The 24981-nt window shown below is 70.7% G+C and carries 20 protein-coding genes; 11 read left to right on the plus strand and 9 right to left on the minus strand.

Annotation, left to right across the window (positions count from 1 at the left end; all coding sequences use genetic code 11):
- Positions 1–112 precede the first annotated feature (112 nt).
- Positions 113–1846 carry a hypothetical protein gene (locus WMF29_RS25400; protein WP_437322730.1) on the minus strand — a complete coding sequence of 578 codons (1734 nt, stop codon included), beginning with the start codon at positions 1844–1846 and terminating at the stop codon, positions 113–115.
- A 199-nt stretch (positions 1847–2045) separates the two neighbouring features.
- Between WMF29_RS25400 and WMF29_RS25405 the strand changes: the two genes are divergently transcribed.
- The 3 genes from WMF29_RS25405 to WMF29_RS25415 all read left to right on the plus strand — a co-directional run bounded on the left by WMF29_RS25405 (position 2046) and on the right by WMF29_RS25415 (position 4762).
- Complete coding sequence (locus WMF29_RS25405; protein WP_437322731.1) at positions 2046–2288, plus strand: hypothetical protein; 243 nt, start codon at positions 2046–2048, stop codon at positions 2286–2288.
- Between the two features lie 11 nt (positions 2289–2299).
- Positions 2300–3976 (plus strand): carboxylesterase/lipase family protein, encoded by a 1677-nt coding sequence (locus WMF29_RS25410; protein ID WP_437322732.1) that lies wholly within the window; start codon positions 2300–2302, stop codon positions 3974–3976.
- Between the two features lie 153 nt (positions 3977–4129).
- Positions 4130–4762, plus strand: a complete 633-nt coding sequence (locus WMF29_RS25415; RefSeq protein ID WP_272093605.1) for an NUDIX hydrolase — start codon at positions 4130–4132, stop codon at positions 4760–4762.
- 82 nt (positions 4763–4844) lie between these two features.
- Here WMF29_RS25415 and WMF29_RS25420 read toward each other — a convergent pair whose 3' ends face one another.
- A complete protein-coding gene (locus WMF29_RS25420; protein WP_437322733.1) occupies positions 4845–6917 on the minus strand; it encodes a TonB-dependent receptor plug domain-containing protein in 2073 nt (690 codons plus the stop codon).
- Positions 6918–7419: 502 nt separating this feature from the next.
- Between WMF29_RS25420 and WMF29_RS25425 the strand changes: the two genes are divergently transcribed.
- The 7 genes from WMF29_RS25425 (at position 7420) to WMF29_RS25455 (ending at position 14988) form a co-directional block, all read left to right on the plus strand.
- Positions 7420–7902: a MarR family winged helix-turn-helix transcriptional regulator gene (locus tag WMF29_RS25425; RefSeq protein ID WP_437322734.1), complete on the plus strand. Its 483-nt coding sequence runs from the start codon at positions 7420–7422 to the stop codon at positions 7900–7902.
- Between the two features lie 16 nt (positions 7903–7918).
- A complete protein-coding gene (locus tag WMF29_RS25430; protein ID WP_437322735.1) occupies positions 7919–8617 on the plus strand; it encodes a hypothetical protein in 699 nt (232 codons plus the stop codon).
- 484 nt (positions 8618–9101) lie between these two features.
- A complete protein-coding gene (locus tag WMF29_RS25435; RefSeq protein WP_437322736.1) occupies positions 9102–10151 on the plus strand; it encodes a hypothetical protein in 1050 nt (349 codons plus the stop codon).
- A 129-nt stretch (positions 10152–10280) separates the two neighbouring features.
- The gene (locus tag WMF29_RS25440) at positions 10281–11270 is read left to right on the plus strand and encodes a hypothetical protein (protein WP_437322737.1); all 990 of its coding nucleotides are present in this window, start codon (positions 10281–10283) and stop codon (positions 11268–11270) included.
- Positions 11271–11481: 211 nt separating this feature from the next.
- The gene (locus WMF29_RS25445; RefSeq protein WP_437322738.1) at positions 11482–12195 is read left to right on the plus strand and encodes a hypothetical protein; all 714 of its coding nucleotides are present in this window, start codon (positions 11482–11484) and stop codon (positions 12193–12195) included.
- Positions 12196–12388: 193 nt separating this feature from the next.
- Positions 12389–13747 (plus strand): AAA family ATPase, encoded by a 1359-nt coding sequence (locus WMF29_RS25450; RefSeq protein WP_437322739.1) that lies wholly within the window; start codon positions 12389–12391, stop codon positions 13745–13747.
- Complete coding sequence (locus WMF29_RS25455) at positions 13744–14988, plus strand: vWA domain-containing protein (protein WP_437322740.1); 1245 nt, start codon at positions 13744–13746, stop codon at positions 14986–14988. Before WMF29_RS25450 ends, WMF29_RS25455 begins: the two co-directional genes overlap by 4 nt.
- Before the next feature lie 74 nt (positions 14989–15062).
- On the opposite strand, the gene WMF29_RS25460 is transcribed toward WMF29_RS25455, so the two are convergent.
- The 4 genes from WMF29_RS25460 to WMF29_RS25475 form a co-directional block, all read right to left on the minus strand.
- A complete protein-coding gene (locus WMF29_RS25460; RefSeq protein WP_437322741.1) occupies positions 15063–17843 on the minus strand; it encodes a hypothetical protein in 2781 nt (926 codons plus the stop codon).
- A gap of 422 nt (positions 17844–18265) precedes the next feature.
- Positions 18266–19807, minus strand: coding sequence for an NCS1 family nucleobase:cation symporter-1 (locus WMF29_RS25465; RefSeq protein ID WP_437322742.1), 1542 nt, complete (start codon positions 19805–19807; stop codon positions 18266–18268).
- An 80-nt stretch (positions 19808–19887) separates the two neighbouring features.
- Positions 19888–20814 (minus strand): PAS domain S-box protein, encoded by a 927-nt coding sequence (locus tag WMF29_RS25470; RefSeq protein WP_437322743.1) that lies wholly within the window; start codon positions 20812–20814, stop codon positions 19888–19890.
- Between the two features lie 316 nt (positions 20815–21130).
- Positions 21131–21580: a hypothetical protein gene (locus WMF29_RS25475; RefSeq protein ID WP_437322744.1), complete on the minus strand. Its 450-nt coding sequence runs from the start codon at positions 21578–21580 to the stop codon at positions 21131–21133.
- Between the two features lie 204 nt (positions 21581–21784).
- Here WMF29_RS25475 and WMF29_RS25480 point away from each other — a divergent pair, with 204 nt between their 5' ends.
- On the plus strand, positions 21785–22579 hold the full coding sequence (locus WMF29_RS25480) for a hypothetical protein (RefSeq protein WP_437322745.1): 795 nt from the start codon (positions 21785–21787) through the stop codon (positions 22577–22579).
- Positions 22580–22625: 46 nt separating this feature from the next.
- Here WMF29_RS25480 and WMF29_RS25485 read toward each other — a convergent pair whose 3' ends face one another.
- The 3 genes from WMF29_RS25485 to WMF29_RS25495 all read right to left on the minus strand — a co-directional run bounded on the left by WMF29_RS25485 (position 22626) and on the right by WMF29_RS25495 (position 24880).
- Positions 22626–23609, minus strand: coding sequence for an aldo/keto reductase (locus tag WMF29_RS25485; RefSeq protein WP_437322746.1), 984 nt, complete (start codon positions 23607–23609; stop codon positions 22626–22628).
- Positions 23610–23991: 382 nt separating this feature from the next.
- On the minus strand, positions 23992–24348 hold the full coding sequence (locus WMF29_RS25490) for a YciI family protein (protein ID WP_437322747.1): 357 nt from the start codon (positions 24346–24348) through the stop codon (positions 23992–23994).
- 103 nt (positions 24349–24451) lie between these two features.
- Positions 24452–24880: a DoxX family protein gene (locus WMF29_RS25495; RefSeq protein ID WP_373372156.1), complete on the minus strand. Its 429-nt coding sequence runs from the start codon at positions 24878–24880 to the stop codon at positions 24452–24454.
- Between the last annotated feature and the right edge of the window lie 101 nt (positions 24881–24981).

Genomic DNA, 24981 nt, shown 5'->3' on the forward strand with positions numbered 1-24981 from the left:
ATGGCGCGCCGCCGGACACATCTCGGGCTCGTCGCGCTCGGCTGCGGGCCTGCTTCGGAGAAGGTCGGCGATGCGCCCCGGGTGGACAGCTTGACCCGCGGCGCTGCCGCGCTCACTCGGCGACGATCGCGACGGAGGCCGGGAGCGCCCCGATCTCCGCCGTGACCACGCCGTCCTCGTACGAGAAGGGCACCGCGCGATCTTCCTCGAAATCGATCGACGCGGCGGTGACCTGCGTCGGGCTTGCGTCCGCGGGGAAGCTCACCGTCACCCCCTCTTGCTCCACCACCCCTGCGCTGTACTCGTGGTTGATCACGTGGAGCACCGTGCGGCCGTCCGCGAGCCGCACGAGGTTATGGCTCATCTTCTTCCCGCCAGCGCACGCATCGGGCTGCTCGGCGGACGCGCACTCCTCGAAGGAGAGTGTCACGGGCCCTGCGAGGTCCGTCGCTCCGTGGTACAGGCCCTCGTGGGACTTGTAGAAGTCGCGGAAGCGCGCGAAGAACTCCATCATCTCGAGCGCGGTCGCCGTGTTCTCGTCCGTGGTCGTGTGCAGCGGCAGGGCGAAGTACAGGCCGTTCGCGTAGGCCTCCGCGGCGAAGACGCGGAAATAGTCCTTCCGCTCCTCCAGCGGGAGCCCGTAGTAGCGGTTCATCATGTCATTGGGCCAGTCCAGGAACAGCATCAGGGGGACTTCCTTGCCACCGACGAGGTCTTGAACGCGCTTCGAGCGCGCCTTGAGCCCCCGCAGGGCGGTCTGGAACGACACGGTCCCGTCGAGGTGCCCCTCCACCACAGGCACCCAGTTCATGCCGCGCGGGCCGTCGCCGTCGATGTTCCAGTCGTACAGGCCCACGCTCTGCATGTCGACGAACGGCACGATGCCGTTCGACGAGATGAAGATCTCGCGGCCGTGCTGCTCGCGCGCGTAGCGGCGGAGCTCGAGCACCACCTCCTGCCAGTAGACGAGCGCCGGATAGACCTCGACGAAGGTCCCGAGCTGCGGGTCTGGGCGGTTCCCCACGGTCCGGCCCCACTCCTCGACGAGCAGCTCGTTCCCGCTGTCGAAGGGCTTCGCCGTTGCGTTCACGCGCTGGAGGTAGCCGCGGAAATCGAAGCCTCTCCCGGCGGTCTCCGGCGCTCCTCCGCAGTCGAGCCCGTCCTCGGGGAGGAGATCGAACCCCTGCTGCCAGCCGTCCGGACGGCCGCCGTGCTTGCGACAGAGGTAGTTGCCGAAGTCCGCGACATGGTGGTCGTCGAACCCCTCGTTGCCGTCGTACTCCGCGCCCCCGTAGCCGCCGTTGATCTCGTCGAAGTTCAGCCCGTCGACGCCGAGGTCGATCTGGAGCTTGCCGATCTCGACGAGCCGCGCCCGGTAGCTCGGGGACGCCATGCTCGACCGGTGGGCGCCTGGCACGATCTGGTCGTGGGCGACGAGCTCGCCCGCGGCGTTGCGCGTTGTCTGCTCCCGAAACTGCTCGTCGCTGTCGACCTCGTCGTCGAAGATGATGGATGCGGTGCTGCCCGCGACGAAGCGGACGCCGCGCTCGCGGCAGCTCGCCAGGTACTCGGCGTCATAATCGTCGGCCTCGATCCCTGTATCGCGCCAGCGCTGCCACGCTCTCGGCACCATGTCCGGGGCGAGCTCGAGCACCTGGGGATCCGCCTCGTTCACCTCCACCTGGCTGAACGCGAACACCGTCAGCTCCGACGTGTCGAACGTGCCGAACACCTCGGGGTGGATATCGGGCATGACCGGCGTGATCTCGCCTCCGCCCCCCTCTCCCCCCGCGCCGGTCGCCGTGGTTGCGCCCTCGCCGCCCGCGCCCCCGCTGGACGCCGCCATGCCGCCGGCTCCGCCAGGTCCTCCAGGGCGAGGATCCGAGCTGCACGCGCTCTCGGTCAGGGCGCCGGCCATGACCATGCATGACAGCAGCCAGGACCAGCCTGATCTCCCGATCCGGGCCGCGCGACCCTGGTACCTATGCGCCGGAGCCTCTCGACGCCCGGCGCCGCCCGCGATCCCGTCTTTGCGATGAGTTGCCATGCGCACAGAAGGCGTTCGCGCCATCCGCCATGTCAAGGCGGCCTGCGCCGCAGCACGAAGCTGTCACAGTGAGAGCTTCTCAGACAACCACGTCAAATTCCAGCACCACCGCTCGCGCTTCATGGTTGAATTCCGCGTGCGCAGAACGTCGCTCCGCCGACTGGCGGCCTTCATCGCCACCTGCGTCCTCGGCGCCGCGCTCGCCTCTTCCCACGGTCCTGCATTCACGATTTGCTCTTGACGGAGACGATCATGCCTATTCGACCTTCATTGTCGCACACCATTCTTCTTGGCCTGCTCGCTGCCGCCTGCAGCTCGAGCGAGCCGGCTCTGGAGGGCTCCGGCGGCTCGGGCGGCGCCGGCGGCTCGGGCGGCGCCGGCGGCTCGGGCGGCGCCGGTGGGTCCGGCGGCAGCGACGCGGCTGCGCCGCTCGTCGAGACGGAGGCGGGTCCGGTGGAGGGCGCGCGCGTCGGCGCGACGCGCAGCTTCCTGGGCATCCCGTACGCCGCGCCGCCTGTCGGGGACCTGCGCTGGAGATCGCCCGCGCGGCACGAGCCGTGGACCGAGCCGCGGGCTGCCGTCGAGGTGGGCGTCCCTTGCCCGCAGATGGAGCTGCTCACCCCGGGCTTCAACGAGAGCTCGGGAGAGGACTGCCTCACCCTGAACGTCTGGACGCCCGAGCGCCCGGCGTCCTCTCCCCTGCCCGTCCTCGTCTGGATTCACGGCGGCGGCTTCGAGCTCGGCAGCGGCGGGGAGGCCGATTACGACGGCCGGGCGCTCTCCGAGGCGACCGGGGCGGTGGTGGTCACCCTCAACTACCGCCTTGGCCCGCTCGGGTTCCTCGCCCTCTCGGAGCTCAAGTCGGAAGATCCCGATCACCCCTCGACGGGCGCGTACGGCCTCGAGGACCAGCGCGCAGCGCTCGAATGGGTCAAGGCCAACATCGCCGCGTTCGGCGGGGATCCGGGCAAGGTCACCCTGTTCGGCGAGTCGGCGGGCGGCATCAGCGTCTGCATGCACCTGGTGTCGCCCAGGAGCAAAGGCCTGTTCCAGCGCGCCATCATCGAGAGCGGACCGTGCGACTCCGCCGCGGACGAGGCGGCGGCCAGCGCGCAAGGGCAAGAGCTCGTCGAGGCGCTGGGCTGCACCGACGCGCCGTCGGTCCTCGAGTGCCTGCGCGGCAAGTCGGCCGAGGAGGTCATGAGCGCGCTGCCGCGGGGCGCGGCCTTCCTCGAGGGCGCCGGCCCGACGTGGTTCCCGGTCGTCGACGGATGGAACCTCCCCGACAGGCCGGGCAAGCTCCTCGAGGCCGGGAGCTTCGAGAAGGTGCCGACGATCCTCGGCAGCAACGCGGACGAGGGCACGCTCTTCGCCACGCTCTGGGGCGAGTCCGCGGCGGTCGCCGACGACGCCGCGCTCGAGACGTTCGCCGAGACGCTCGCCCCAGGCCACGGCGAGGAGGTGGTGGCGCTCTACCCGAGCCAGACCTACGGCTCGGCGCAGGCGGCGGCGATCGCGGCGCTGGGTGACTCGATGTTCGTATGCCCGACGCGGCGGGCGGCGCGCGCGCTCGCGGGCGGCGGCGCGGCGACGTATCTCTATCATTTCACCTATGCGCCCGAGAGCTCGCTGCTCGGCGATCTCGGCGCCTTCCATTCTTCCGAGATCAAGTTCGTGTTCGGCAACCCGACATTGGTGTTGCCGGAGCCGCTGACCGCGGGCGAGCTCGGGATGTCGCAGGAAATCATGGGCTACTGGTCGCGCCTCGCGGCGAGCGGGGACCCCAACGGCGAGGGCGCCGTCGCGTGGCCGAGGTATGAAGCGGAGGGGGACGAGAGCCTCGCCCTCGATCTCGAGATCGCTCCGCAGACCGGCCTGAAGAGCGAGCTCTGCGACGCGTGGGACACCTTCGCCACGGCGGCTCCCTGACGGCGCTCGCACGGAGGGCCGCGGCGCGTCGCGCCATGGCCGGGGCACGGCGTGCGGCCTGCGCGCCTTGCATCGGGGCCCGCCGCGCGACGGATCCCCGAGCGCAGCCGCCGCGCTCTAAATAGCGATAGATATTATGCTATCCTGACCACGGTGCTCTCCTCCTACGACCTCGCCGCCATCATGGCCCGCCTCGACGGGCGCGAGGCCGCGCTCGACCTGCTCACGCAGGAGCGCCAGGCCGCGGTCGCCGCGATCTTGCGGGCGCCGGCGGGGCCTCTGGGCACGGCGCTCGATCCTGCGGGGGGCAGGGAGCCCGGGGAGGCCGAGCTCCTCCTGATCCGCCGGGCCGAGCACCCGGCCGATCCCTGGTCGGGGCACATGGCGCTCCCGGGCGGGCGGCGCGAACCGGCGGACGAGAGCCTGCTCGCCACGGCGATCCGCGAGACCCGGGAGGAGGTGGGGATCGACCTCGCGGCGCACGGGACCCTGCTCGCGCGCCTGCCCGAGGTCCCGGCGGTCGCGCGCGGGCGGCGCGCCGGGATGATCGTCGCCCCGTTCGTCTTCGCGCTGCGCTCCACGCCGGAGCTCACCCTGAGCGACGAGGTGGCCGAGGCGCTCTGGACGCCGCTCGGGCCGCTCGCGCGCGGCGAGCGCACCTCGCGTTACGCGTACACGCACGAGGGAAACGTCCTCCAGCTCCCGTGCTTGCTCGTGGACGAGCGGGTCGTCTGGGGGCTGACGTACCTCATGCTGAAGCAGCTCTTCGAGGTGCTCCACCGGTAGCTCGCGCGGCCGTCGGATCAGCCGGCCTGCCGCGGCGTCGTCGGCGTCGTCGGCGTCGTCGGCGTCTTTTTCCCCTATCCCCTCAGAAACCGCCCTCGATCGCGAGCCCAGGCATCGTGATGGGCCCGAGCTTCCGCGGCGTGCACCCGCTGTCATCGCAGCTCACGTCGAACACCTCCTTCGCCAGCGTCGCGTTCTGCACGTCGATCACGAGCCCGAGGTAGCTCCGCGCGCCCAGCGCCCAGCGCTTCGACAGGCGCATGTCGAGCCGGTAGAACGGCGCGATGCGATCCGGGTGCTCGCGCGGGGGGCGGCCCGGGGCGGCCTCGTCGGCGGGAAAGCCGGTGTAGAAGACATGGCGGATCCCGGCGCGCCAGCCCGCGCCGAGGTCGTAGAGCAGCGCGACGTGCGCCACGTGCGTCCGGTCGTAGGCGGAGGGGATCGTCGACTTGCCCCGCGTGCGCGTGGAGCGCGACAGCGTGTACGACGCCAGGAAGAACATGTCGCGGCGGAGCGCCCCACGCGCCCCGAGCTCCAGACCGTACGTGTCGCCGAGGCTCCGCGTGAGGAAGCGCTCCGTGCTGAGGTTCGTGCCGCGGCCCGTCCCGATCGGATCGCTCAGGCCGAGGGTCACCTGTCGAAACACCGTGGCGCTGAAGTTGACCGGACCCGCGTCGGTCTCGACGCCGAAGCTCGACTGCAGGCTGCGCTGCAGCCCCCCCGGGATGCCGCCGATCTGGAGCGCCGGCAGCGGGGCGAGGCCGGGCAGCTGCGAGGCGAGGCCGAACGCCGGGATGAGCCGCACGTGGTCGCCGACGCCGAAGCGGCCGACGATCCTCGGGTCGACGGCGAGCGCGCTCTTGCCGAGCGAGGTGTAGTGGTCCACGCGCACGCCGGGCGTGAGGGTCGACCGCTCGTCGAGCACGATCAGCGCGTCCGCCCACGCGCCCAGCGCCAGGTCGAGCCGGCTGCGGAAGAGCTCGGGGAAGCTCTCGTCGAGCTGGGCCGTCCCCTCGGCGGGCGAGTCCTCCTCGGTGGACTCGCCGCCGGCGGCCTCGCCGTCCGACGTGCTGGGGCGTGGCGTCACCACGTAGCGGTCGACCGCCGCGTCGACGCCCACCCGCAGGAGCGCGCGCCCCGCGAGGATGGGCCGGGCCAGGCTCATCCTCGCGTTGAGCTTCCAGGCCTCGGCGCTCTGCACGCCCACCCCGCGCGACCGATCGAGCCCGAGGGTGAGCGCCGACCTGACGCGCGCGCCCGAGGCGGCGTCGTCGCGGTCGTAGCGCAGGTCCAGGCGGTGAAAGTCGCTGTCGAGGAGGACGTCGGTCACCTCGGCGCCGTGCTCCTTGCCGATGCTGGCGAGGTAGTCGTACGCGCCGAAGGCGAAGACGGTGAAGCGCTCCTCCGGCCCGAGCCGGTACGTCATCCGCCCCTGGTAGTCGGCGTAGCCCACGTCGACGCTCGGGACGAGCGCCGACGTGAGCGCCGCGCCGGCGGCGTAATGCCCTCCCACGAGGACATGGGTGTCCCTGTCCATCGGCCCTTCCACGACGCCGCCGAGGTCGACGAACCGGAGGCTCCCCTCCCCGCGCCAGACGTCGGACGGCGGCGCGCTCTCGGCCTCGATCGCCGCGCCCGCGAGCCGCCCGATGTCCGCGGGATAGGGGCCGAGGTGCATCTCGACGCGCTGGACCATCGCGGCAGGGATGACGCTGGGGCCGGCGCCCACGTGAAAGAGGAGCGGGACCTGGATGCCGTTGAAGAAGTAGCCGATGTTCCCCGGCGGCGCGCCGCGGATGTAGTAGTACGGCATGCCGCTCGCGATCGAGGTCACGCCGGGCTGGATCTCGATGGCGCGGTAGGGGTCGCCGAGGGCGCCGGGCAGCTCGCGGACGTCGCGCCGCGTGAGCGAGACGGAGCCCGGCGGAGCCCGGTTGCCCTCGACGGTGACCTCGATCCCCGCGGGCGCCGCGGCCGACCCGACGGGAACCTCGGACGCCGGCGGCTCGGCCGGGGCTGCGCCGGGCGCCGGCGTCCCTCCGGTTCCTGCCGATTCACCGGCCGGGCGGCCTGCAGGCTGAGGGCGCGCCTCGCCCGCATGAAAGGTGGCGGCGGCCGCGAGCGCGAGGGAGAAGAGTGCGCCTGGGGATCTCACGCGGATGTCGTTAATGCGCCGCCGGGCAGCCGGGAGAACCTCCCCCCGTGGCGCCCCGGAAGTAGCAAATCCAGGGGCTCGGCGGAAGCCAGGGAGTCCATGCACGCCCAGCCATCCACGTGCCGGGACGCCCGTCCCGCGTGCAAGGCGCCGCTCAGCCGCATCGCCGGGCTGCGCGTCCCCTTGCCCCGATCCGGGGCACAAAAAACAGAGCGCCCATTCGACGGCGGGGGGGGGAAGCCGTCACGGGCGCTCTGGCCTCCGTGTTTAGCAGGAGTTGAGCCAAGGCTCTCCCCTTCTCTGTTCCTGGGGTTACCCTTAAGGATAGCCCCGACACCTTTCGATTCTGAGATCTCTGCTTTCAAACCTGGCATGAGATCCGCGCCTTGGAACATCCCGCCGGGCCTCCTGCCGCGCCGAGCTCCCCGCGACGCAAACCAGCTCCATGGAGAAGGCCGGCGCGGCGTTTCTTTTGACAAGTAGCTGTCAAAATGACAGCTTGATGTCGATGACGAAGCTCACCGCGGAGGCGACCGCGCTCAGCGAGCTGGTGATCGAGGTGTTCCGCTTGAATGGTCTGGCGCTCGAGGCCGGGGACGCCCTGGCGAGGCCGGCGGGGCTCACGAGCGCGCGCTGGCAGGTGCTCGGCGTCGTGGACCATGGCCCGGCGCCGGTCTCGAACGTCGCTCGGACGATGGGGCTGACCCGCCAGGGCGTGCAGCAGATAGCGGACGCCCTCGAGCGCGAGGGGTTCGTCGAGTATGTCGAGAACCCGCACCACCGCACGGCCAAGCTCATCGCGATGACAGCGGCAGGGCGCGAGGCCCTGCGGCAGATCGAGGCGCGCCACGCCGCGTGGGCAGACCGGATAGGCAAGCGGCTCGATCTTTCGAGCCTGCACGCGACCATCGATGCGCTGAGACAGGCCCGGCGTGTGCTCGAAGAGGACGCGGCGTCGCCAGCGCGACCCGCTCGAAAGGCGTGATCCCATGAGCGGAGCGATGACGATTCCCGTGCTCCCGTGCGTGTCGCTGCTCGAGACCCTGGCATTCTACGGCGCCCTGGGCTTCGAGGTCACCCACCAGCAGACAGCGCCGAACGTGTATGCGGCGACGCGCCGCGGGGAGGTCCACCTGCACTTCATGGGCCTCAAGGGGCTGGATCCCAGGCAGGCGTACAGCACGTGCCTGGTGATCGTCCCCGAGGTCGAGCGGCTCCACGAGACCTTCGCGGACGGGCTGCGGCGGGCATACGGCAAGCTGCCGATCTCCGGCCTGCCCCGGATCTCGCGCATGAAGAAGGGGCAGAGCCGCTTCACGGTGGTCGACGTCGCGGGCAACTCGGTGATCTTCATCCGGCGGGACGCGCCGGACGACGACGACGGGGCCGCCGGGTCGCGCTCGGACTCGAGGCTGGGCAAGGCCCTGCGCGCGGCGGCGCGGCTGCGCGACTTCAAGAACGACGACGCAGCGGCCGCCAAGGTCCTCGACGTGGCGCTCGCCCGGAAGGGGGCGGACGACCCGCTCGAGCGCGCCCGCGCCCTCGCCGCCCGGCTCGAGCTCGCTGTCGCCCTGGGCGAACAGGCGCGCGCCCGCGCCCTTCGCGACGAGATCGACGCGGCGCCGCTCTCCGGCGAGGAGCGCGCCCAGCTCCAGCCCCAGCTCGACGCCGTGGACGCGCTGGATCGGTCGCAGCGATAGGCGCGCGCGCCCGCGCCGCCAGGCCTCACGTCGCTCGCCGCCTCCGTGTCGCGCGGGGCGGACGCGCGACGCGCGACACGCGACGCGCGACGCGCTCGTCCTTGGCCAGGAGCGACGCCCGGCGCGGCATGATCCCGCCGGCAGCGCGGCAGCGCCACCGTGCCTTCCACCATCCAGGGTGAGATTCTCACGAAAAGCGCACGACCAACGATTGCTGATAATTTCTCGGGGCCTATCGAAATATACTCAATTCATCGTGCCTTGACGGCAAGATTCAGCTTCCTTGGCCCCGCCGACCCAAGTATGAAATAGGCATGCGAGCTCTCCTTGGCTCCGGAGTGACGAGGGCGCCGCGCGCCCCCGGTCGGGTCGCCTCGCCGGCGTGAAAGGAGCAGGAAGAGAGAGGCTTGGGGCTGCGCCGAGCGATCGTCGCGGTGCCCCCTGCCGAAGAGCCGAAACGCGACACGCGAGAAGGACCATCACGATGAGGAGAAGGAAGGACCTGTTCGGCATCGCGCTCGCCGGCGCCGGCAGCTTCGCGGGCTGCTGGGAAGGCGGCGCTGTCCAGATCTATTCGTGCAACGAGCCGTGCTTCAGCCTGGATGCTCACGAATGCAATGATCCGTGCCCCGTGTGCGACGGCGCGTGCGTGCCGCCGCCGGCCCCCGGGTTCGACGATCCCATCCTGCTCTGGAGGGGCGACGCGACAGGCGGGACGTCCCCACCGGAGTGCCCGGCGGAGGCGCCGGATCTCGTGTTCGACGGTTACAGCGGCTTCGACGGCGAGCACACGTGTCCGACGTGCCTTTGCACGAAGCCCTCCTGCGAGCTGCCGTCAGGCCTCCTGGGGAGCGCCTCGGCGACGTGCGACGGGACGGCGTCCACGTCGTTCGCCGCCCCCGAGGGGTGGAGCGGCGCGTGTACGGCGCCGGCCGCGGCGACCTCGAGCGAGATCGGCTCGTTCCTCATCCCGGCGCCGACCGTGAGCGCGTGCGCCCCGACGCACGATCCCGGAGGAGCGCCGCCCGGGCTGGCCGCCCCCGCGAGCACCCGGGTGCGCGCGTGCACGGGCACGGCCGACAAGGACAAGTGCAGAGATCCCTCGAGGATGTGTGTCGCGGCCCCCAGGCAGCGGTCAGGGGGCTTCACGATGTGCATCCGCTATCTCCACCAGCGCACGCCGGAGTGCCCTGAGCAGTATCCCGATCTGCTGGCCGTCGCCGAGCGCTTCGACGACACGCGCAGCTGCACGCCGTGCGCGTGCGAGGAGCTCGAGGACGCCACGTGCTCCGCGCTGGTCTCGGTCTACGAGGACGGCGGCTGTCGCGAGCTCCTCGGCGCAGAGATGGTGACGATGGCCGGGCCGAAGTGCGTCGCGGGGCCGGATCTGCGGCTCGAGAGCATGGCGGCCCGATGGATCAGGGAAGACCCGGGCAGGTGCGCCCCGACCGGCGGAGTCGCCATGGGCCAGGTGACACCGGAGAGCCCGGACTACTATTGCTGCCAGTCGGACGAGGTCATCCCTATCTACTGATGACCCCGCCCGCCAAGGGCTGTTCGAGCTGTTCGACCCGGACGCCCCTTTGAGCGAGGGTGCGAGTTCGTGTACCCGTGCGCGCGCTTCGCGGCTATAAGAGCGAATCACGCGAAAGGGAGAGCGGATATGCGAATCGCACGAGGGTGCTTCTGGATCGCGCTCGCGGCGGCCGGCTGCAGCGCGTCCAACAGCGGCACGTCCGCGACGGAGACCGACCCGTCTTCGGGTGCCGAAAATAGCGGCGTAGCGAGCGGCGCGGGCGGCCAGGACGATCCGTTTGGCTCCGGGGCCGGGATCGGCGGGAACAGCGGAGACATCGGGAGTGGGGACAACGGGAGTGGGGCCCCGAACAACGGGTGCATCGAGCGGGCCTCCCTCGTGTATGTGCTCTCACAGGACAACGAGCTCTACAGCTTCAGGCCCGATCGTAAGGAGTTCACGAAGATTGGTGTCCTGGGGTGCCGGACCGGCATGGATCCCAACTCGATGGCGGTCGATCGCAACGCGGTGGCGTGGGTCAACTATGTGGAGGCCGACGACAGCGAGGGGACGTTGTTCAAGGTCAGCACCGAGGACGCGAGCTGCGAGCCCTCCGGGGCCACGCTCTCCGACGGATGGGCCCGGCTCGGCATGGGCTTCTCGAGCGACCTCTCGCGCCCGGACACCGAGGAGCTCTTCGTGGCGGGCGCCACCGGCACGCCGGGCATCGGGCTGGGGAGGATCGAGGGCGCGTCGGTGACGCCGGTCGGCGAGTTCAGCGGCTCGATGCGCGACATCTCGGCGGAGCTCACGGGCACGGGGGATGGACGCCTCTTCGGCTTCTTCACGACCACCCCGGTGCAGCTCGCCGAGATCGACAAGGACACCGGCGAGATCATCGAGGCCACGGACCTGCCGGGCATCGAGACCCCCAGCTCCTGGGCGTTCTCGTTCTGGGGCGGCGACTTCTATTTCTACACCGCCCCGAGCGAGCTCGGGTCCCCGTCGCGGACCACCAACGTGAGCCGCTATCGCCCGTCGGACGGCTCGATCGACACGGACTACATGACGGACATCGGCTTCCGCATCGTCGGCGCCGGCGTCTCGACCTGCGCCCCCCTCGAGCTGCCCCGCTAAAGCGAGCGACGGTCACCCGCTTCGGATACGGGCCCACCTCGGCGTTTTCGGTGCTCAGCGCACCGGAGTGCGCTTGCGCGCCGAAAACGCCGATCTGGGCCCGTCTCCTGTGCGGGAGACCGCCGCTCTGCGGTGCATGGTGCAGAGGGGGCGGAGGAGCCATCGGGACGGAGGAGCCGGGGTTGTCCCTGATGTCATCGGGAACGGATCGGTGAAGCGCGCTCCCGGCGGGACAGGCATCTACCGGTTCGGCATCGCCGGCATCACGTTGCGCGTGGCCGATCGGGCACACCCGGTCGGGCGTCGAGGTGTTGCGATGCGGATGAACCTGCTCCCCGGGCGCGCTGTCTGGCTACTCGCGCTCGCGCTTTCGCTCACCGCGGCGTGCGGGACGGCGCCGGCCGCCGAATCCCCTGCGCGCGAGGACATCTTCCGCGCCGCAGGGCCGAACGAGTTCATCCTGCTGACCGCCCGGGGCGAGCTCGTGAGCGCCGACATCGAGCCGGGGCGCGTCGTCGGCCCGGACGTGAACCTCGGCGTGTACGCCGCCGACAGGGGGCGCGACGGGCAGACGGTCCGGGGTGTGGCGTTCGACCAGGCCGTGAACGTCACCGCGACGGGGCAGCGCGCGGCCGGCACCGTCGGCGCCATGCCGCTGGAGCTCTCGGTGACCCGGGCGGAGGCAGGGCTCCGCGCGCGGGGCCTCCTGGCCGGCGCCCTCTCCGACTACCGGCTGGACGAGCGGCAGCTCACGGGCACGATCGGGCGCTGCAGCTACGAGCTCACACGGACGGGGCGCACCTACGAGGGGTTGCGGAGCTGCGAAGGCCGGCCTCATCACGCGACCGTCCTCCTGCCCCGCGGGCTGTCCTCGTGGAGCGACGCCGCGCTCGCCGCCAGCCTCGGGCTGCTCCTTGGCGCCTGAGCGCGCCGCGGGCCGCCCCGTCGCGTGGGCGGTGGTGAATGACAGGCCGCGCAGCGGCTGCTAGAGCTCGGGGCGACCCGGCAAGAAAGACGAAGCGCGCCGGAAGCCCGTCGGGTACGGAAGGGCCGAACCTCCTGGGCCCCGGGCCTCGGCGGTCCTTTCTTCGCCCTCGCGCGGCACCCCCTCTTCATCCGTGACGAAGCCCAGATCCGATGGCAACGCGCCGGGCAGGCCGGCCCCGGCGACCTCACCGAACCTCCTCGAGGGACGCTCCGCGCCCATCCCGGTCGGGCCGCGCCTCGAGGCCGTGCTCGAGCTCGCCTACCGCGCGCGCCGCGCGGTGCTGCTCGAGGGGCCCACGGGGATCGGCAAGAGCGAGCTCGTCCGTCAGCTCGCCGAGCGGCTCGGCATCGCCACCGTCGTGCTCGATCTGAGCCTCCTCGAGCCACCCGACCTCGTGGGCCTGCCGGTCATCCGGGACGGCCGGACCACCTACGCGGCGCCGTCGGTGCTTCCCCAGGACGGCGCCGGCATCCTGATGCTGGAAGAGCTCAACCGCGCGGAGCGGTACATCCAGCAGCCGGCGCTCCAGCTGCTCAGCGCCCGGCGGCTGCACGAGTACGAGCTGCCCACCGGGTGGGTGTGCTTCGCAGCCGTCAACCCCGAGTCGGCCGATTACCAGGTGACCCCCCTCGATCGCGCGCTCCGCGCGCGGTTCCTTCACCTGAACGTCCGCGCGGACCGGGCGTCCTGGCTCGCCTGGGCGCAGGTGAACGGGCTCCACCCGGGCGTGATCGCCCTCGCGCAGGCGCACGAGCGCGTCCTGGACGACGTCCCCCCGCGCACCTGGACCTATGCGTCGCACGTGCTGAGCGCGCTCCGCCCCGAGGAGCTCGCGGACGGCGTGCTCCTGCGCGACACGCTGGGCGGGTACCTGCCCCCGAGCTGGGTCGAGCTCCTGCTCGCGTCGAAGGACACCTGGTCGACGCGGCTGCCTTTCGATCTGCGCGCGCTGCTCGCCGATTACGGGCCGAGCTCGCCGGCGGGCAAGGTGCTGCGCGGGGCGCGCGAGCGCGGGGAGACCGACCGGTTCGACGAGGTGACGACGCGGCTCGCGCCGCTGCTCGAGGGGCCCGAGGTCGGCGTGCTCGCGGCGCAGCGCAAGCTGTCGCTGGCGGCGTTCGAGGCGCTGCTCGCCGACCTGCCTGGCGACCACCGCGAGCGCCTCCAGGACGCGCTGGGCGGCAACGCGACGGCCACGCAGCTCATCGACGTCCGCCCGGAGGAGCTGCTCCAGAACTACGCGGGCAGCGCCGCCGAGCAGAAGGTGCTGGCGTGGCGCGCCGATCCGCTGCGGCAGCACCGCGTGGGGCTCGTCGTGACCGCGCTGTCGGCGCACCTCGCGCAGCAGGCGAAGCTCGTCGACGTGCGGCGGAGCAACGTCGCGCGCGTGTGCCTTGGCCAGCTGCTCGCGCAGCTGCCGGAGCGCTGGGCCCTCCGGCTCGCGGGGGCGCTGAAGAAGCACGGCGTCACGCCGGTCCGGCCGCAATGAGCGAGGCGGCGGGGCGCGGCGGGCGCGGCGACGTGCCCGAGGACGCGCTCGCCGCGTGGCTCGACGCCTTCGTGCGCGATCCCGGCTTCCTGGAGAAGTACCCCTGCTACGCGGCGATCCTCGCGCGGCTCGCGCCTGTCGCGGACCCCTCGGTCAAGCGCATGGCCGTCTCGCTGTTCGATGGCCGCTTCTTCCTCCACGTCAACGTGGAGTCGTTCATGAACGAGCCCGTGTTCCTGCGGGGCGTGCTCCTCCACGAGGTGCACCACGTCGCGCTCGGGCACCTGTGCCACCCCAAGTTCGCGGGCGCGGACGAGCCGGAGCTCATGGACCTCGCCCTGGAGATGTCGGCCAACGAGTACATCGAGGAGCCGCTCCCCGACCCGATCCGCTGGCAGCCCTACGCCGCGATCGGCCTGCGCGGCGGCCAGAGCACGCTCGAGCGCTACGAGCTGCTCGTGAGCGCGGCGCGCGAGGGCAAGCTCCCGCAGCGCGGCGGCGAGGCCGTCGACGACCACCGCGTGCTCCGGCGCCCCTCGCGGGAGCCGGGCGCTGTGGAGCAGACGCGGCAGCTCCTGCTGCGCGCCGCCGAGGAGGCGGACGCGCTCGCGGACGACGGCGATCCGGCGGACGTGCCCGGCCTGCTGCTCGCGGGCAAGACGCCGGGGCGGCTCATCGAGGAGCTGACGGACGCGCTGGGCCCGCCCGCGCACCCGCTCGACTGGAAGACCGCGCTCAGGATGTTCGTGGCGAGGGAGCGCGCGCCGGTGCACACGTACGCGCGGCCGAACCGGCGCTTCCCGGGCCGCGTCGGCGAGGTCCCCGGCAGGACGTACGCGCCCCGCGCGATCACGAAGCCGTCGGTGCTCGTCGCGATCGACACGTCGATGAGCATGCGGCGCGAGGAGCTCTCGGAGATCGCCCGGCAGCTGCAGGTGATGAGCGAGTCGGCGCGCATCACCGTGGTCGAGTGCGACGTGGAGATCGGGCGCGTGTACGCGTTCGACGGGCGGCTCGACGAGGTCGGCGGCCGCGGCGGGACCGATCTGCGGCCGGTGTTCGCCCCGGAGTTCCTGGCGGCGCGGAAGGTCTCCGGCGTCATCTATTTCACGGACGGCGCGGGGCCCACGCCCCCGGCGCCGCCGCCGCTGCCGGTGCTCTGGATCCTGACGAAGCCGCAGGATTTCGCGTGCCCGTGGGGCGAGCGCGCGTGGCTTGCGAGGAAGCCTCGGCCAAGGTGATGTGAAGGCGGCGCGCGAGGGCGCGAAGACGCCCGCGCGGCGTGGGCTCGCCGCGCGGGCTCGGACTCGGGGCCTCAGGGCGTGCTCGCCGGATCCGCCGGGTCGCTCCCCGCGTCCTCCTCGTCGCCGTCGAGCGCCCCATCGCCGTCGCGGTCGAGCGCCATGCGCGTCCCCGAGCCGGGCGGCGCGCAGGTGAAGGTCAGCGCCTTGTTCGGCCCCGCGATCGCGCGCAGCGCCGCCGCGCTGATCGCCGGGCTCGCCGCCCTGTCGGGCAGGAACGTGCCAGCGCCCTGTTGATAGAGGAAGCCCTGCTCATCCCCGTGGAGGCGGACCTTGGCCACGAGATCGCACTCCCCCACGTCGGCGCGCGCGATCAGGAGATCCACGCGCAGCTCGGCGGCCGTGTCGCCCGCGCCGGCGAGCGTCGCTTGCTGGCCCACGATGGGCGCCAGGTTGCTGTCGAAGGCGTGAAGATACTTGGTCACCTGATGGCGCAGCACCTCGCCCGCCGCCCCCGGCGGGAAGCCGGCGACCCCCGGCGCCTCGTTGAAGCCGTTCTGATCGTGGAAGCGGAAGACCGTATCCATCGTCCCGTCGTGGCCAAAGCCGAACCCGCGGATCTGATCGCCCTGGAACTCGAAGTTCCGGTTGTTGAAGCGCGGGTTCTGCACCATGCCGAACATCCCCACCTTCTGATAGACGTTGCGGAGCTGGGCGACCTTGAAGCTCTGGAAGATGAAATCGAACGTGTAGCGCCCGTCGGTCCCGAAGAAGCCGGGGAACTCGACCCCGTACTCGGCGTTGGCGGTGGGATCGAGCACGTGGCACGAGGCGCACGCGCCGCCCTCGCTGGGCGGCAGGGTGAAGAAGGCCTTGCCCGCCGCCTGATCGGCGGTGAGCGAGTTGTCCAGGTGGCGGATGGGGTTGGGCGGATACATCACCTGCATGGCGAAGTCGGTGAAGGCCTGCATGTCCGCCGCGGGGATGGGCGCGTTTCGCCCGAGCAGGCCGACGAAGGCGACGCTGAACTTCTTGAACGCGGCCTCCTCGTCGAACGTGCCGCTGTTCGGCTGCGCGCTCGGCGCGTCCTCCCCGCCGGTGCGGTCTCCGCGCCAGTGCATCGGGCCGTGGTTGGCCATCCCGCGCAGGCTCTGCGTCGTCATCGGCCCCTTGAGCGCGGCGAACTCGGCGGGCGCGCCGAAGATCGTCGGATCGAGCACGAAGGGGCCTGGCATCGGCCTGTTCACCGCGTCGGGGTCGCCGAGGTCCCACGCCAGGCTGTCGAGATCGCCGAAGACATGGCAGCTCGCGCACGCCGAGTCGCCGTGGCTCGACGTGAACGACGCGTCGTAGAGGAAGCGGCGGCCGCGGACCACGCTCTCCGGCTCGGGGCTGTACATGGGCACGTGCGCGACCTCGGCCTTGTCATCGACGTCGATGATCGAGATGGAGTTGTCGAAGCGCGTGAGGGCGTAGAGCTGCCCGCGCGCCTCGTCCAGCACCACGCCGGTGGGCCCGCCGCCGGAGACCGGGATCTGGCGCGCGAGCCTCGGCACGAAGGTGTCGGCCTCGAGCGCCGCGGTGTTGAAGATGCCGATCTTGTCCGAGCCGAGCGCGGCGACGTAGAGCTTCTTCCCGTTGCTGGAGACGGCCATGCCCGTGGGCAGCGCGAGGCTCTTCCGGTTCTCGGCGTTCGGGACCGGGGCGCAGCACGCGCTGTAATTGATGTGTTTGTTCAGGTGCCGCGGGGCGACGCTGCCCGTCGCTGGATCGATCACCGTGATGTTGTTGTGGTTGAACCGGCCGCGCACGGTGTGGCCGGCGAAGACGCCGGGGCCCTCGAAGCGATTCTCGTTGAACGCCTCCGTGTTGGCCACGTAGACGCGCCCGCTCACCGGGTTGACGGCCATGTTGTAGAGGACCGTGCCGACCCCCCGGAACACGCCCCCGGCCCCCTCGACGGGCGCGGGCGGGGTGGCCAGGGCGTCGATGACGAAGACGTCCTTGTCGGGCAACGAGAAGTTCACCTGGTCGTCCCAGGATCGATTCAGCTCGTCCACCCAGTGCGTCCCGTTGAATTTGACGATGAGGGGCGCCTTGGGCTGCACGACCCCGGCGGCGTTGGTGGTCGGCGGGGGCAGGCCGAGGCCCAGGTTGACAATGTTGGTCTCGATCACCGTGGTGCGGTTTCCGGAGTGGAAGGCCGCCGCATAGACGCGTGAGCCGTCGGGCGTGGCGGCGAGCGCGCGCGGCGTGTCGCTGAAGAGGGTGATGATGTTGAGCGGCGCGGGGCTCGGGCTCGCCGCCGAGAAGACCCAGACGTCGGCGCGGCCCACGCCCGGCGTGGTGAGCGCCGGATCCACAGGGCTATTCTGCCCGCGGTGCGCCGTGGTGATGAAGGCCCGGCTCTTGCCAGCGCCGGCGAACACGATGTCGCGAGGCTCGTCGCCGACGAGGAGCGTGCGCACGACGCGGGGCTTCCTCGGCCTCGAGACGTCGACCACGCTCACACTGTCGGAGAGGTGGTTGACGACCCAGACCTCGTCATCGCTGCGGGCCGCGACGGCGACGGGCTCCAGGCCCACGGCGACGGAGCCGCGGTGCTCGAGCCCGCCGCTCCGGACCTTGAAGATCTCGAGCCGGTTGTCAGGCGTGTTGACGGCGAAGAGCATCGAGCCGTCGGGCGAGAGGGCGAGAGGGCGGACCTGGCCGCTCTCGAAGAGGGAGTAGGGCCGGGCGGCGGCGACCGTGATCGGGGCGCCCGCGACGGTCGGTGTTTCGTCGACGGGCGTGCCGTTATCAGCGCATGCGGCCAGGGCGAGAGCCGGGAGCGACCAGAGGACGAGCTTGTTCATGGGCACCTCGAAGGCGGGAGATGAGCGACATTTTATGATCCATCGAAAGGCGCCCACGGAGCAAGAGACAGACGAATGGAATCAACCCACGTTGTTTGGCAAGACACTTTGCGGAGTGCCTCGGCGGCGGGAGCGCTCCACAACACACCACAGGTCTCCCACGGTGGGGCCCCGCCCCACAACAACGTTGTTGCCGTGGGGGAGTCTCGTCGTTGATCACGAGATGAATGCCCGCGTACAAAAAAACGCAGCCCGCCGGCTCCTCGCCGGCGCGCGCCGGCGAGGAGCCGACGGCGCTCCCGAGGCAGAGGGCGTCCTCGGGAGCGCGCTCCGCGCGAAAGGCGCGGCGTTCGCGGCTGACCGCGCTGATGCTGAGTTGGATGGGCGGTGGGGTCGCGCACCTCGCCGCGAGGCGATGAGGGTCAGGCCGCGGCGAGCTTGGCCGGGCGGCGAATCAGCGAGAGGGCGACATAGACGACGAACGAGATGGCGAAGCCCGAGAACCAGGCGTAGCTATAGAGATCCATCCATGCGCTGGAGACCGTCGCGACCTTGATGGTGCCGAGGAAGCCAGGCAAGTTGGGCAGGATGCCGAGGACGAGGGCGACGATCGCGACGGGGTTCCACCCGCCCGCGTACCAGTAGATCCCTCCCCGCTTGTAGAGCTGGGCGAGATCGAGGTTGGTCCTGCGGACGACGTAGTACTCCGCGATCAGGATCGCGCCGAGGGGCCCGAGCAGCGCGGAGTAGCCGACGAGCCATGTGAAGATATAACCCGTCGGGTCGCTGACGAGCCGCCACGGCTGCATCAGGATCCCGATGATGCCGGTGATGAGGCCGCCGGTGCGGAAGGAGATCCGCGACGGCCAGAGGTTCGAGAAATCGTTGGCCGGGCTCACCACGTTCGCGGCGATGTTGGTCGCCAGGTTGGCGATGCAGAGGGCCGCGAGCGAGATGATCAGGACGACCGGGTTCTCGAAGCGGGTGATGACGACGACCGGATCCCAGAGGGTCTCGCCATAGATGACGACCGTGGCGGAGGTGACGGCGACGCCGATGAACGAGAAGAACGCCATCGTGGGCGGCAGGCCGATCGCCTGTCCGATGACCTGATCGCGCTGCGAATGCGCGTAGCGAGTGAAGTCCGGGATGTTGAGGGCCAGGGTGGCCCAGAAGCCGACCATCGCCGTGAGCGCCGGGAAGAAGAAGACCCAGAACTGGCCTTCCTTGGGCTGCCCCACCCCGAAGGACGAGGGCTTCTCGAGCATCGGGCCGAACCCGCCGGCGCGGCTATAGGCCCAGAGGAGCAGCGCCAGGCCGAGGCCGATCAGGAGAGGCGCCTTGATGTTCAGCAAGATCCGGATCGACTCGATGCCCATGCGAATGATCCAGATGTTGATGCCCCAGAAGAACAGGAAGCAGACGAGCTGCGGGACGTTGATCCCCAGCGGCGTCGGCGGCATCTGCTCTATCGACGGGACGAAGACCGCCACGATCTTGTAGATGGCCCACCCGCCGAGCCACGTCCCGATCCCGAACCAGCCGCAGGCCACGAGGGCGCGCAGCACGGCGGGCACGTTCGCCCCTCGGACGCCGAAGGCGCTCCGGCAATAGACGGGGAACGGGATACCGTACTTCGTGCCCGCGTGCGCGTTGAGGATCATGGGCATGAGCACGATGACGTTGCCGAGGAGGATCGTGAGGACAGCCTGCCCCCAGCTCATCCCCTCGGCGATCAGCCCCGAGGCGAGCATGTACGTCGGGGTGCAGGCGCACATGGAGACCCAGAGCGCAGCGATGTCCTTCATCCCCCATTTGCGCTGGTCCGAGCGCACGGGCGCGATATCTTCGTTGATGTAGCGCGAGTCGATGTCCCCTCCTATCCCCTGAAAGCCCTCGCCGGCTTTCGCACCGTGAGCAGCCGAATGCACGTCGGGTTGAGCAGTCGTTTGCGTGTGCGCCATCGCCGATGAGGCTACACGATCGGACGTGAGACTGGGTAGTGGGCAGGCGCGCCCTCTCCGGCGCGCGGCGAGGCTCGGAGCTAGCTGCCCTGGAGGGCCGGAGGTCGAGAGGCGGTGAGCCCGCGCCGCAGGGCGAACGCGATACCCTCTTTCAGGGTCCGGAGCGTCACGACGCCGCCCACGCCGACGCCCTGCGCGACCAGCGTCTGCGCGATCCGCGGCTGGATGCCGGTGAGCACCACCTGGGAGCCGAGGAGGTTCACCGCCTTGGCCAGCCGGATGAGCGAGTCGGCTACCTGGGAGTCGATGACCCCCACGCCGGTGATGTCGAGGACCACCGTCCTGGCGCTGTGCGTGACGACCCCGTTGAGCACGGTCTCGAGCGTCGCCGCGGCGCGGTCGCTGTCGAGGAAGCCGATCAGCGGCACCGCGATGACCTGATCCGCCACCGGCATCAGCGGGGTCGACAGCTCGCGGACCATCTGCTCGAGCCGCTTCGTCTTGTCCGCCACGCGCACCTCGAGCTCGGCGTTGAGGCGCCTCACCTCGTCCTCCGCGTGCCGTCGCTCGGTGACGTCGACGCCGATCGCCTGGAACTCGGCGAGCGGCCCCCCCTCGCCGAGCGGGGCGCGGTTGGTCCAGTGCAACCAGCGGACCGAGCCGTTCGGGAGGATGACGCGGTGCTCGGTGTGGACGATCGGGTTCTCGGGGCCGAGCTTCGCGAACTGCCGAGCGAGCTGCGGCCCGTCCTCGTCGGGGACCATCGGCATGAAGCGGTGGCCGACCAGCTCCTCCCGCGTCTTCTCGAAGTACCGGCAGTAGATGTCGTTGACGAAGGTCAGCGTGCCATCCATCCGGAAGCGGCAGATGAGCTCGGTCTGGTCCTCGACGATGCCCCGGTAGCGCGCCTCGCTCTCCCGCAGCGCGTTCTCGACGCGCTGCTTCTCGGCGAGCTCCCGCTCGAGCTCGGCGTTGCGCCAGCGGAGCATCTCCAGTTCCGCTCGCATCGCAGCGACAACATTCGCTTCGCCGTCGTTCATGATCCGGTGATTCCTTGGCGCGCCGTGTGGACAGTTACGTCCGTCTTAGCTATCTTACCAGAGGACGATAGCGCCGGGTGAATTTCGAGCGTGCCGGAGGCGCGTGCAGCGCATCCTACAGCGCACGCCCTGTCGTCCCATCGACGCACCGGAGCGCACCTGATCACGCCTGCACGAGCATGCGTCTCTTCGTCTCATCAAGAGAGCATGGCAGGCGCATCACGCGCGGATCTGCTCCCGCTCCGCCGCTGACGGGCATCGACGCGAGAGGGCCGGCCGCTCGCTACTGTGCCCGCCGGAGCGTGGCGACGCCCTTCCAGGGCGGCGTCTGCGCGTGCACGATGAGCTCTTCCTGGCCCGAGAACTCGCACAGCGCCTCGTAGGCGACCCCTGCCTCGTCGTAGGAGACCAGCTTGAACCGATCCCACGCGGGGTCGCGGATCTCGTAGGCGCGGTCCACGTGGAGGCCGGGTGAGTCCGCGAGGATGCGCTTCCCATCGAAGCGGACGACCAGGTGCGCGTACTGGAACTCGAGCATCGACGCGAGCATCGGCTCGAGCGGGACCTCGGGCTCGAACCGGACGAGCCTGAAGCTGCCGCGCAGGCGCGCGTCGATCGACGAGATCGCGGCGCCTGCGTCGGGCCCCCGGGAAGCGCTCGAGCCGCAGCCGCCCGCCTGCGCGGCGAGGACGGCGGCGCAGGCGGCGAAGAGGAAGCGGGGTGCGCGGGGCACGCGGGACGGACGCAGGGAGAGACGGCTCGCCGGGGGCGACATGGGGCGGAGCTTAGGGCGAGCGGACGGACAGCGCAAAGCGGCACGGGAGCGCGCGGCCGTGGGCACGCCGTAGACGAGAGAGCGAAACATCTTCCTGCCGCGTCCGCTTCCGCTCACGCTTCCACCTCGAGCGCCGCGGTCGCGCTCGCGGGAGGGGGGAGCATGACAGACGTCCTGAGAGGCACCGATTTCGTCGCACGCCTTCCGGAGCACGCGTGCGCGGCGCGCGAGGAGGCCATCCTGGAAGCGGTGCAGGCCGGCTACCTGGCGCCGATCTCGTGGGTCCCTGTGTACAGCCAGCTCGACGATCGCCGCGCGACGTTCCTCGTGAGCGCCGACGCGCTCCGCATCGGCGACGCGGAGGACTCCGTCCGCGTGAATGCCTCCGCGCGGACGACCCAGCGAATCGCGGATCTGCTCGAGTGCGCGTTGCTGACGACGCGCCTCTGCGACCTCGTGTGGGAGCAGGCCGGCGTGCGGATCCCGCCGTGCATCGGCGCCCCGGATGCCACGATGGCCAGCACCTCCCGCATGCTGGAGCATCACCGCCGCGTCGAGGAGCACGTCGCGGGGCGCGCCGGGCTCATCGAGAACGTGGGCAAGCACTGGGTACTCACCAACCGCCTCGCGGATCGCCCCGACCGGGCCGCCAACTACGGCTGGTTCGACCCGGGCGCGGCCCACAGGTACGGCCAGCACACCCTGTGGCAACCCCTCGGGCTCGCGCACGATCCGGATCACGTGGACTACTCGCAGGTCGTCCGCCTCGTGCGGCGACGGTGCACGGTCGACGACACGGAGCGCGACCTCCTCGAGGTGATGACCGATCCGGCGCTCGCCGGCCTGCTCTCGTCCGAGGGCCCCCTGCATGTCTTCCGGCTGCCCGGGGTGCCCGAAGAGGCGAGGGTCGCCGCGCGCCCGAAAGACAGGGCTGACCCCGCGCCCGAAGACACATGATGCCGCGCGCCGGATCGGCGTGCGCGCGGTCCTCAGGCCGCGTCGCTCACTGGTTCACGAGCTGCATGCCCGGCTCCGGGTAGCGGAGGCCGACGGCCGCGCCCTTCGGCACCACCGCGTCGAGGCGCCGCAGATCGCCCTCGGTCAGCTCGAGCGCCTCCGCGGCGACGTTCTCCTCGAGGTAGCTGCGGCGCTTCGTGCCGGGGATCGGGACGATGAAGTCCCCCTGCGCGAGCACCCAGGCGAGCGCGAGCTGCGACGCCTTCACGCCCTTCTCCCGCGCGATGCCCTCGACCTTCGCCACGAGATCCAGGTTCCGCTGGAAGTTCTCGCCCTGGAACCGCGGCGAGATGCGGCGGTAGTCGTCCGGCGCGAGATCCTCGAAGCGCCGGATCTGCCCCGTGAGGAAGCCGCGGCCGAGGGGGCTGTACGCGAGGAAGCCGATGCCGAGCTCGCGGCACGTGGCGAGCACGTCGTCCTCGGGATCGCGCGACCAGAGCGAGTATTCGGTCTGCACCGACGCGAGCGGGTGAACCGCGTGGGCGCGCCGGAGCGTCGATGCGCTCGCCTCCGAGAGGCCGATCGCGCGCACCTTGCCGGCCTTCACGAGGTCCGCCATCGCGCCGACGCTGTCTTCGATTGGCGTCTTCGGATCCACGCGGTGCAGCTGGTAGAGATCGATCACATCGACGCGCAGGCGCCGCAGGCTCGCGTCGCACGCCGCGCGGATGTACTCCGGCGCGCCGTTGATGCCGCGGACCGTGACGTCGTTCGGGTCGCGGACGATGCCGCACTTTGTCGCGAGGACGACGCGATCGCGCCGGCCCGCGATGGCCCGGCCGACGAGCTCCTCGTTCGTGAAGGGGCCGTACATGTCCGCGGTGTCGAGCAGCGTGACGCCGAGCTCGATGGCGCGATGGATCGTGGCGATCGACTCGGCCTCGTCGCGCTCACCATAGAAATCGCTCATGCCCATGCAGCCGAGGCCGACGGCGGAGACCTGCAGAGTTCCGAGCTTGCGAGTGTGCATGGTGGGGCTCCTTGGCGCCACGGAGAGGCCGCGGCGGCGGACGCCAACGTAAAAGTTAGCGTGCGCACGAAGTCAAGGGCGGTTCGACCTCTCGAGCGACCGGTTGGAGGGTGCTGGCCCCCTCCCGGGAGAGATGAAACTCTGGCCGGAGGCTGTCGACACCTTCCCCGGAAAGACGAAGCTCTGGCCGGAGGCTATCGGCACCTTCCCGGGAAAGACGAAGCTCTGGCTGGAGGCTGTCGGCACCTTCCCGGGAAAGACGAAGCTCTGGCCGGAGGCTGTCGGCACCTTCCCGGGAAAGATGAAGCTCTGGTCGGAGGCTTCAGACAGCCATCACGCTGTACAATTCAGACGACAGCGCAACAACGCACGACTGGGGCGCTCAGGAGGGCGGAGGCCCGTCCATCAGCGGCAGCACCTCGCAGTAGCCCTCCCCCGCGACCTGGAGGAAGCGCTTCGCCCCCGCGATCGCCTCCTCCTTCGAGGCCGCCCGGATCAGCGCGTAGCCGACCATCGGATCCTTCATGTCCGGGAGCGCCCCGTCGCTCACGGTGAGCTCGGCGCCTGCTCTCCGCACGCGCGCGCCCATCGCGGTGGGGAGGAGCGCGTCGGTGCCGAGGAGCACGCCCTCCCGCGTCATCTCGTCGATGAGCTTCCCCATCTGCGCCATGTGCTCCGGATCGGGTGCACAGAGCTCCTGCTGGTTTTTGTCAGGCCGATACAGCATCAAGAATCGCATCGTCGTCTCTCCTTGGGTGCTCGCCCGGCACGGCGGGCGTTCCTCGATCGGACCGCGCGAGCCGCTCCGACTCATCGATCGCGCGGCGGTTTCTCGACCCCCGCTACTTCCGGAGCGGAAACAGCGCGCGCAGCCGCTCGTCGCGCAGGAGCAGCCCGCCCCAGATCATCGCGGCGACGTACACAGGGAACAGGACGTGGCTGAACAGCGGGTTGTCGACGCGCACGTGCGTGGCGATGGCGCCGCCCAGGAAGCCCGTCAGCAGGACCGCGCCGAGCACGGAGGTGCGCGGGATCACGTACGTGACGACGCTCGCCAGCAGGACGAGCCCGATGCCGCGGACCGAGCTCACGGGATATCCGAGCTGCTCCGACCCCTCCAGCACCTGGGGCACCATCATCAGCTTCCCGATGCTGTCGAAGAGCAGGAACGCCACCGAGAGGCCGCTGAGGACCCGCCCGGCCCAGACCTTCTTGTTCGACACCACCACCGGCTCCACGTGCTTCTCCGACATCAAGGCGCTCATCTCCATCGTCTCCTCCGGGTCGATCTGGACAGATCGGTCCGCCCGCCCCGGGGTCACGGTGGCGCGGCGCGGCCGATTCGATCCCTAGGACCGCGCGACCGCGCCCG

The organism is Sorangium sp. So ce381, from assembly GCF_051473845.1.
Classification (GTDB): Bacteria; Myxococcota_A; Polyangia; order Polyangiales; family Polyangiaceae; genus Sorangium; species Sorangium atrum.

Coding starts and splice junctions, on each gene's coding strand:
- WMF29_RS25400 (WP_437322730.1), bottom strand. CDS start 1,846: ATGGCGGCGTCCAGCGGGGGCGCGGGCGGCGAGGGCGCAACCACGGCG.
- WMF29_RS25405 (WP_437322731.1), top strand. CDS start 2,046: ATGCGCACAGAAGGCGTTCGCGCCATCCGCCATGTCAAGGCGGCCTGC.
- WMF29_RS25410 (WP_437322732.1), top strand. CDS start 2,300: ATGCCTATTCGACCTTCATTGTCGCACACCATTCTTCTTGGCCTGCTC.
- WMF29_RS25425 (WP_437322734.1), top strand. CDS start 7,420: ATGTCGATGACGAAGCTCACCGCGGAGGCGACCGCGCTCAGCGAGCTG.
- WMF29_RS25430 (WP_437322735.1), top strand. CDS start 7,919: ATGACGATTCCCGTGCTCCCGTGCGTGTCGCTGCTCGAGACCCTGGCA.
- WMF29_RS25435 (WP_437322736.1), top strand. CDS start 9,102: ATGAGGAGAAGGAAGGACCTGTTCGGCATCGCGCTCGCCGGCGCCGGC.
- WMF29_RS25440 (WP_437322737.1), top strand. CDS start 10,281: ATGCGAATCGCACGAGGGTGCTTCTGGATCGCGCTCGCGGCGGCCGGC.
- WMF29_RS25455 (WP_437322740.1), top strand. CDS start 13,744: ATGAGCGAGGCGGCGGGGCGCGGCGGGCGCGGCGACGTGCCCGAGGAC.
- WMF29_RS25460 (WP_437322741.1), bottom strand. CDS start 17,843: ATGAACAAGCTCGTCCTCTGGTCGCTCCCGGCTCTCGCCCTGGCCGCA.
- WMF29_RS25465 (WP_437322742.1), bottom strand. CDS start 19,807: ATGGCGCACACGCAAACGACTGCTCAACCCGACGTGCATTCGGCTGCT.
- WMF29_RS25470 (WP_437322743.1), bottom strand. CDS start 20,814: ATGCGAGCGGAACTGGAGATGCTCCGCTGGCGCAACGCCGAGCTCGAG.
- WMF29_RS25480 (WP_437322745.1), top strand. CDS start 21,785: ATGACAGACGTCCTGAGAGGCACCGATTTCGTCGCACGCCTTCCGGAG.
- WMF29_RS25485 (WP_437322746.1), bottom strand. CDS start 23,609: ATGCACACTCGCAAGCTCGGAACTCTGCAGGTCTCCGCCGTCGGCCTC.
- WMF29_RS25490 (WP_437322747.1), bottom strand. CDS start 24,348: ATGCGATTCTTGATGCTGTATCGGCCTGACAAAAACCAGCAGGAGCTC.
- WMF29_RS25495 (WP_373372156.1), bottom strand. CDS start 24,880: ATGGAGATGAGCGCCTTGATGTCGGAGAAGCACGTGGAGCCGGTGGTG.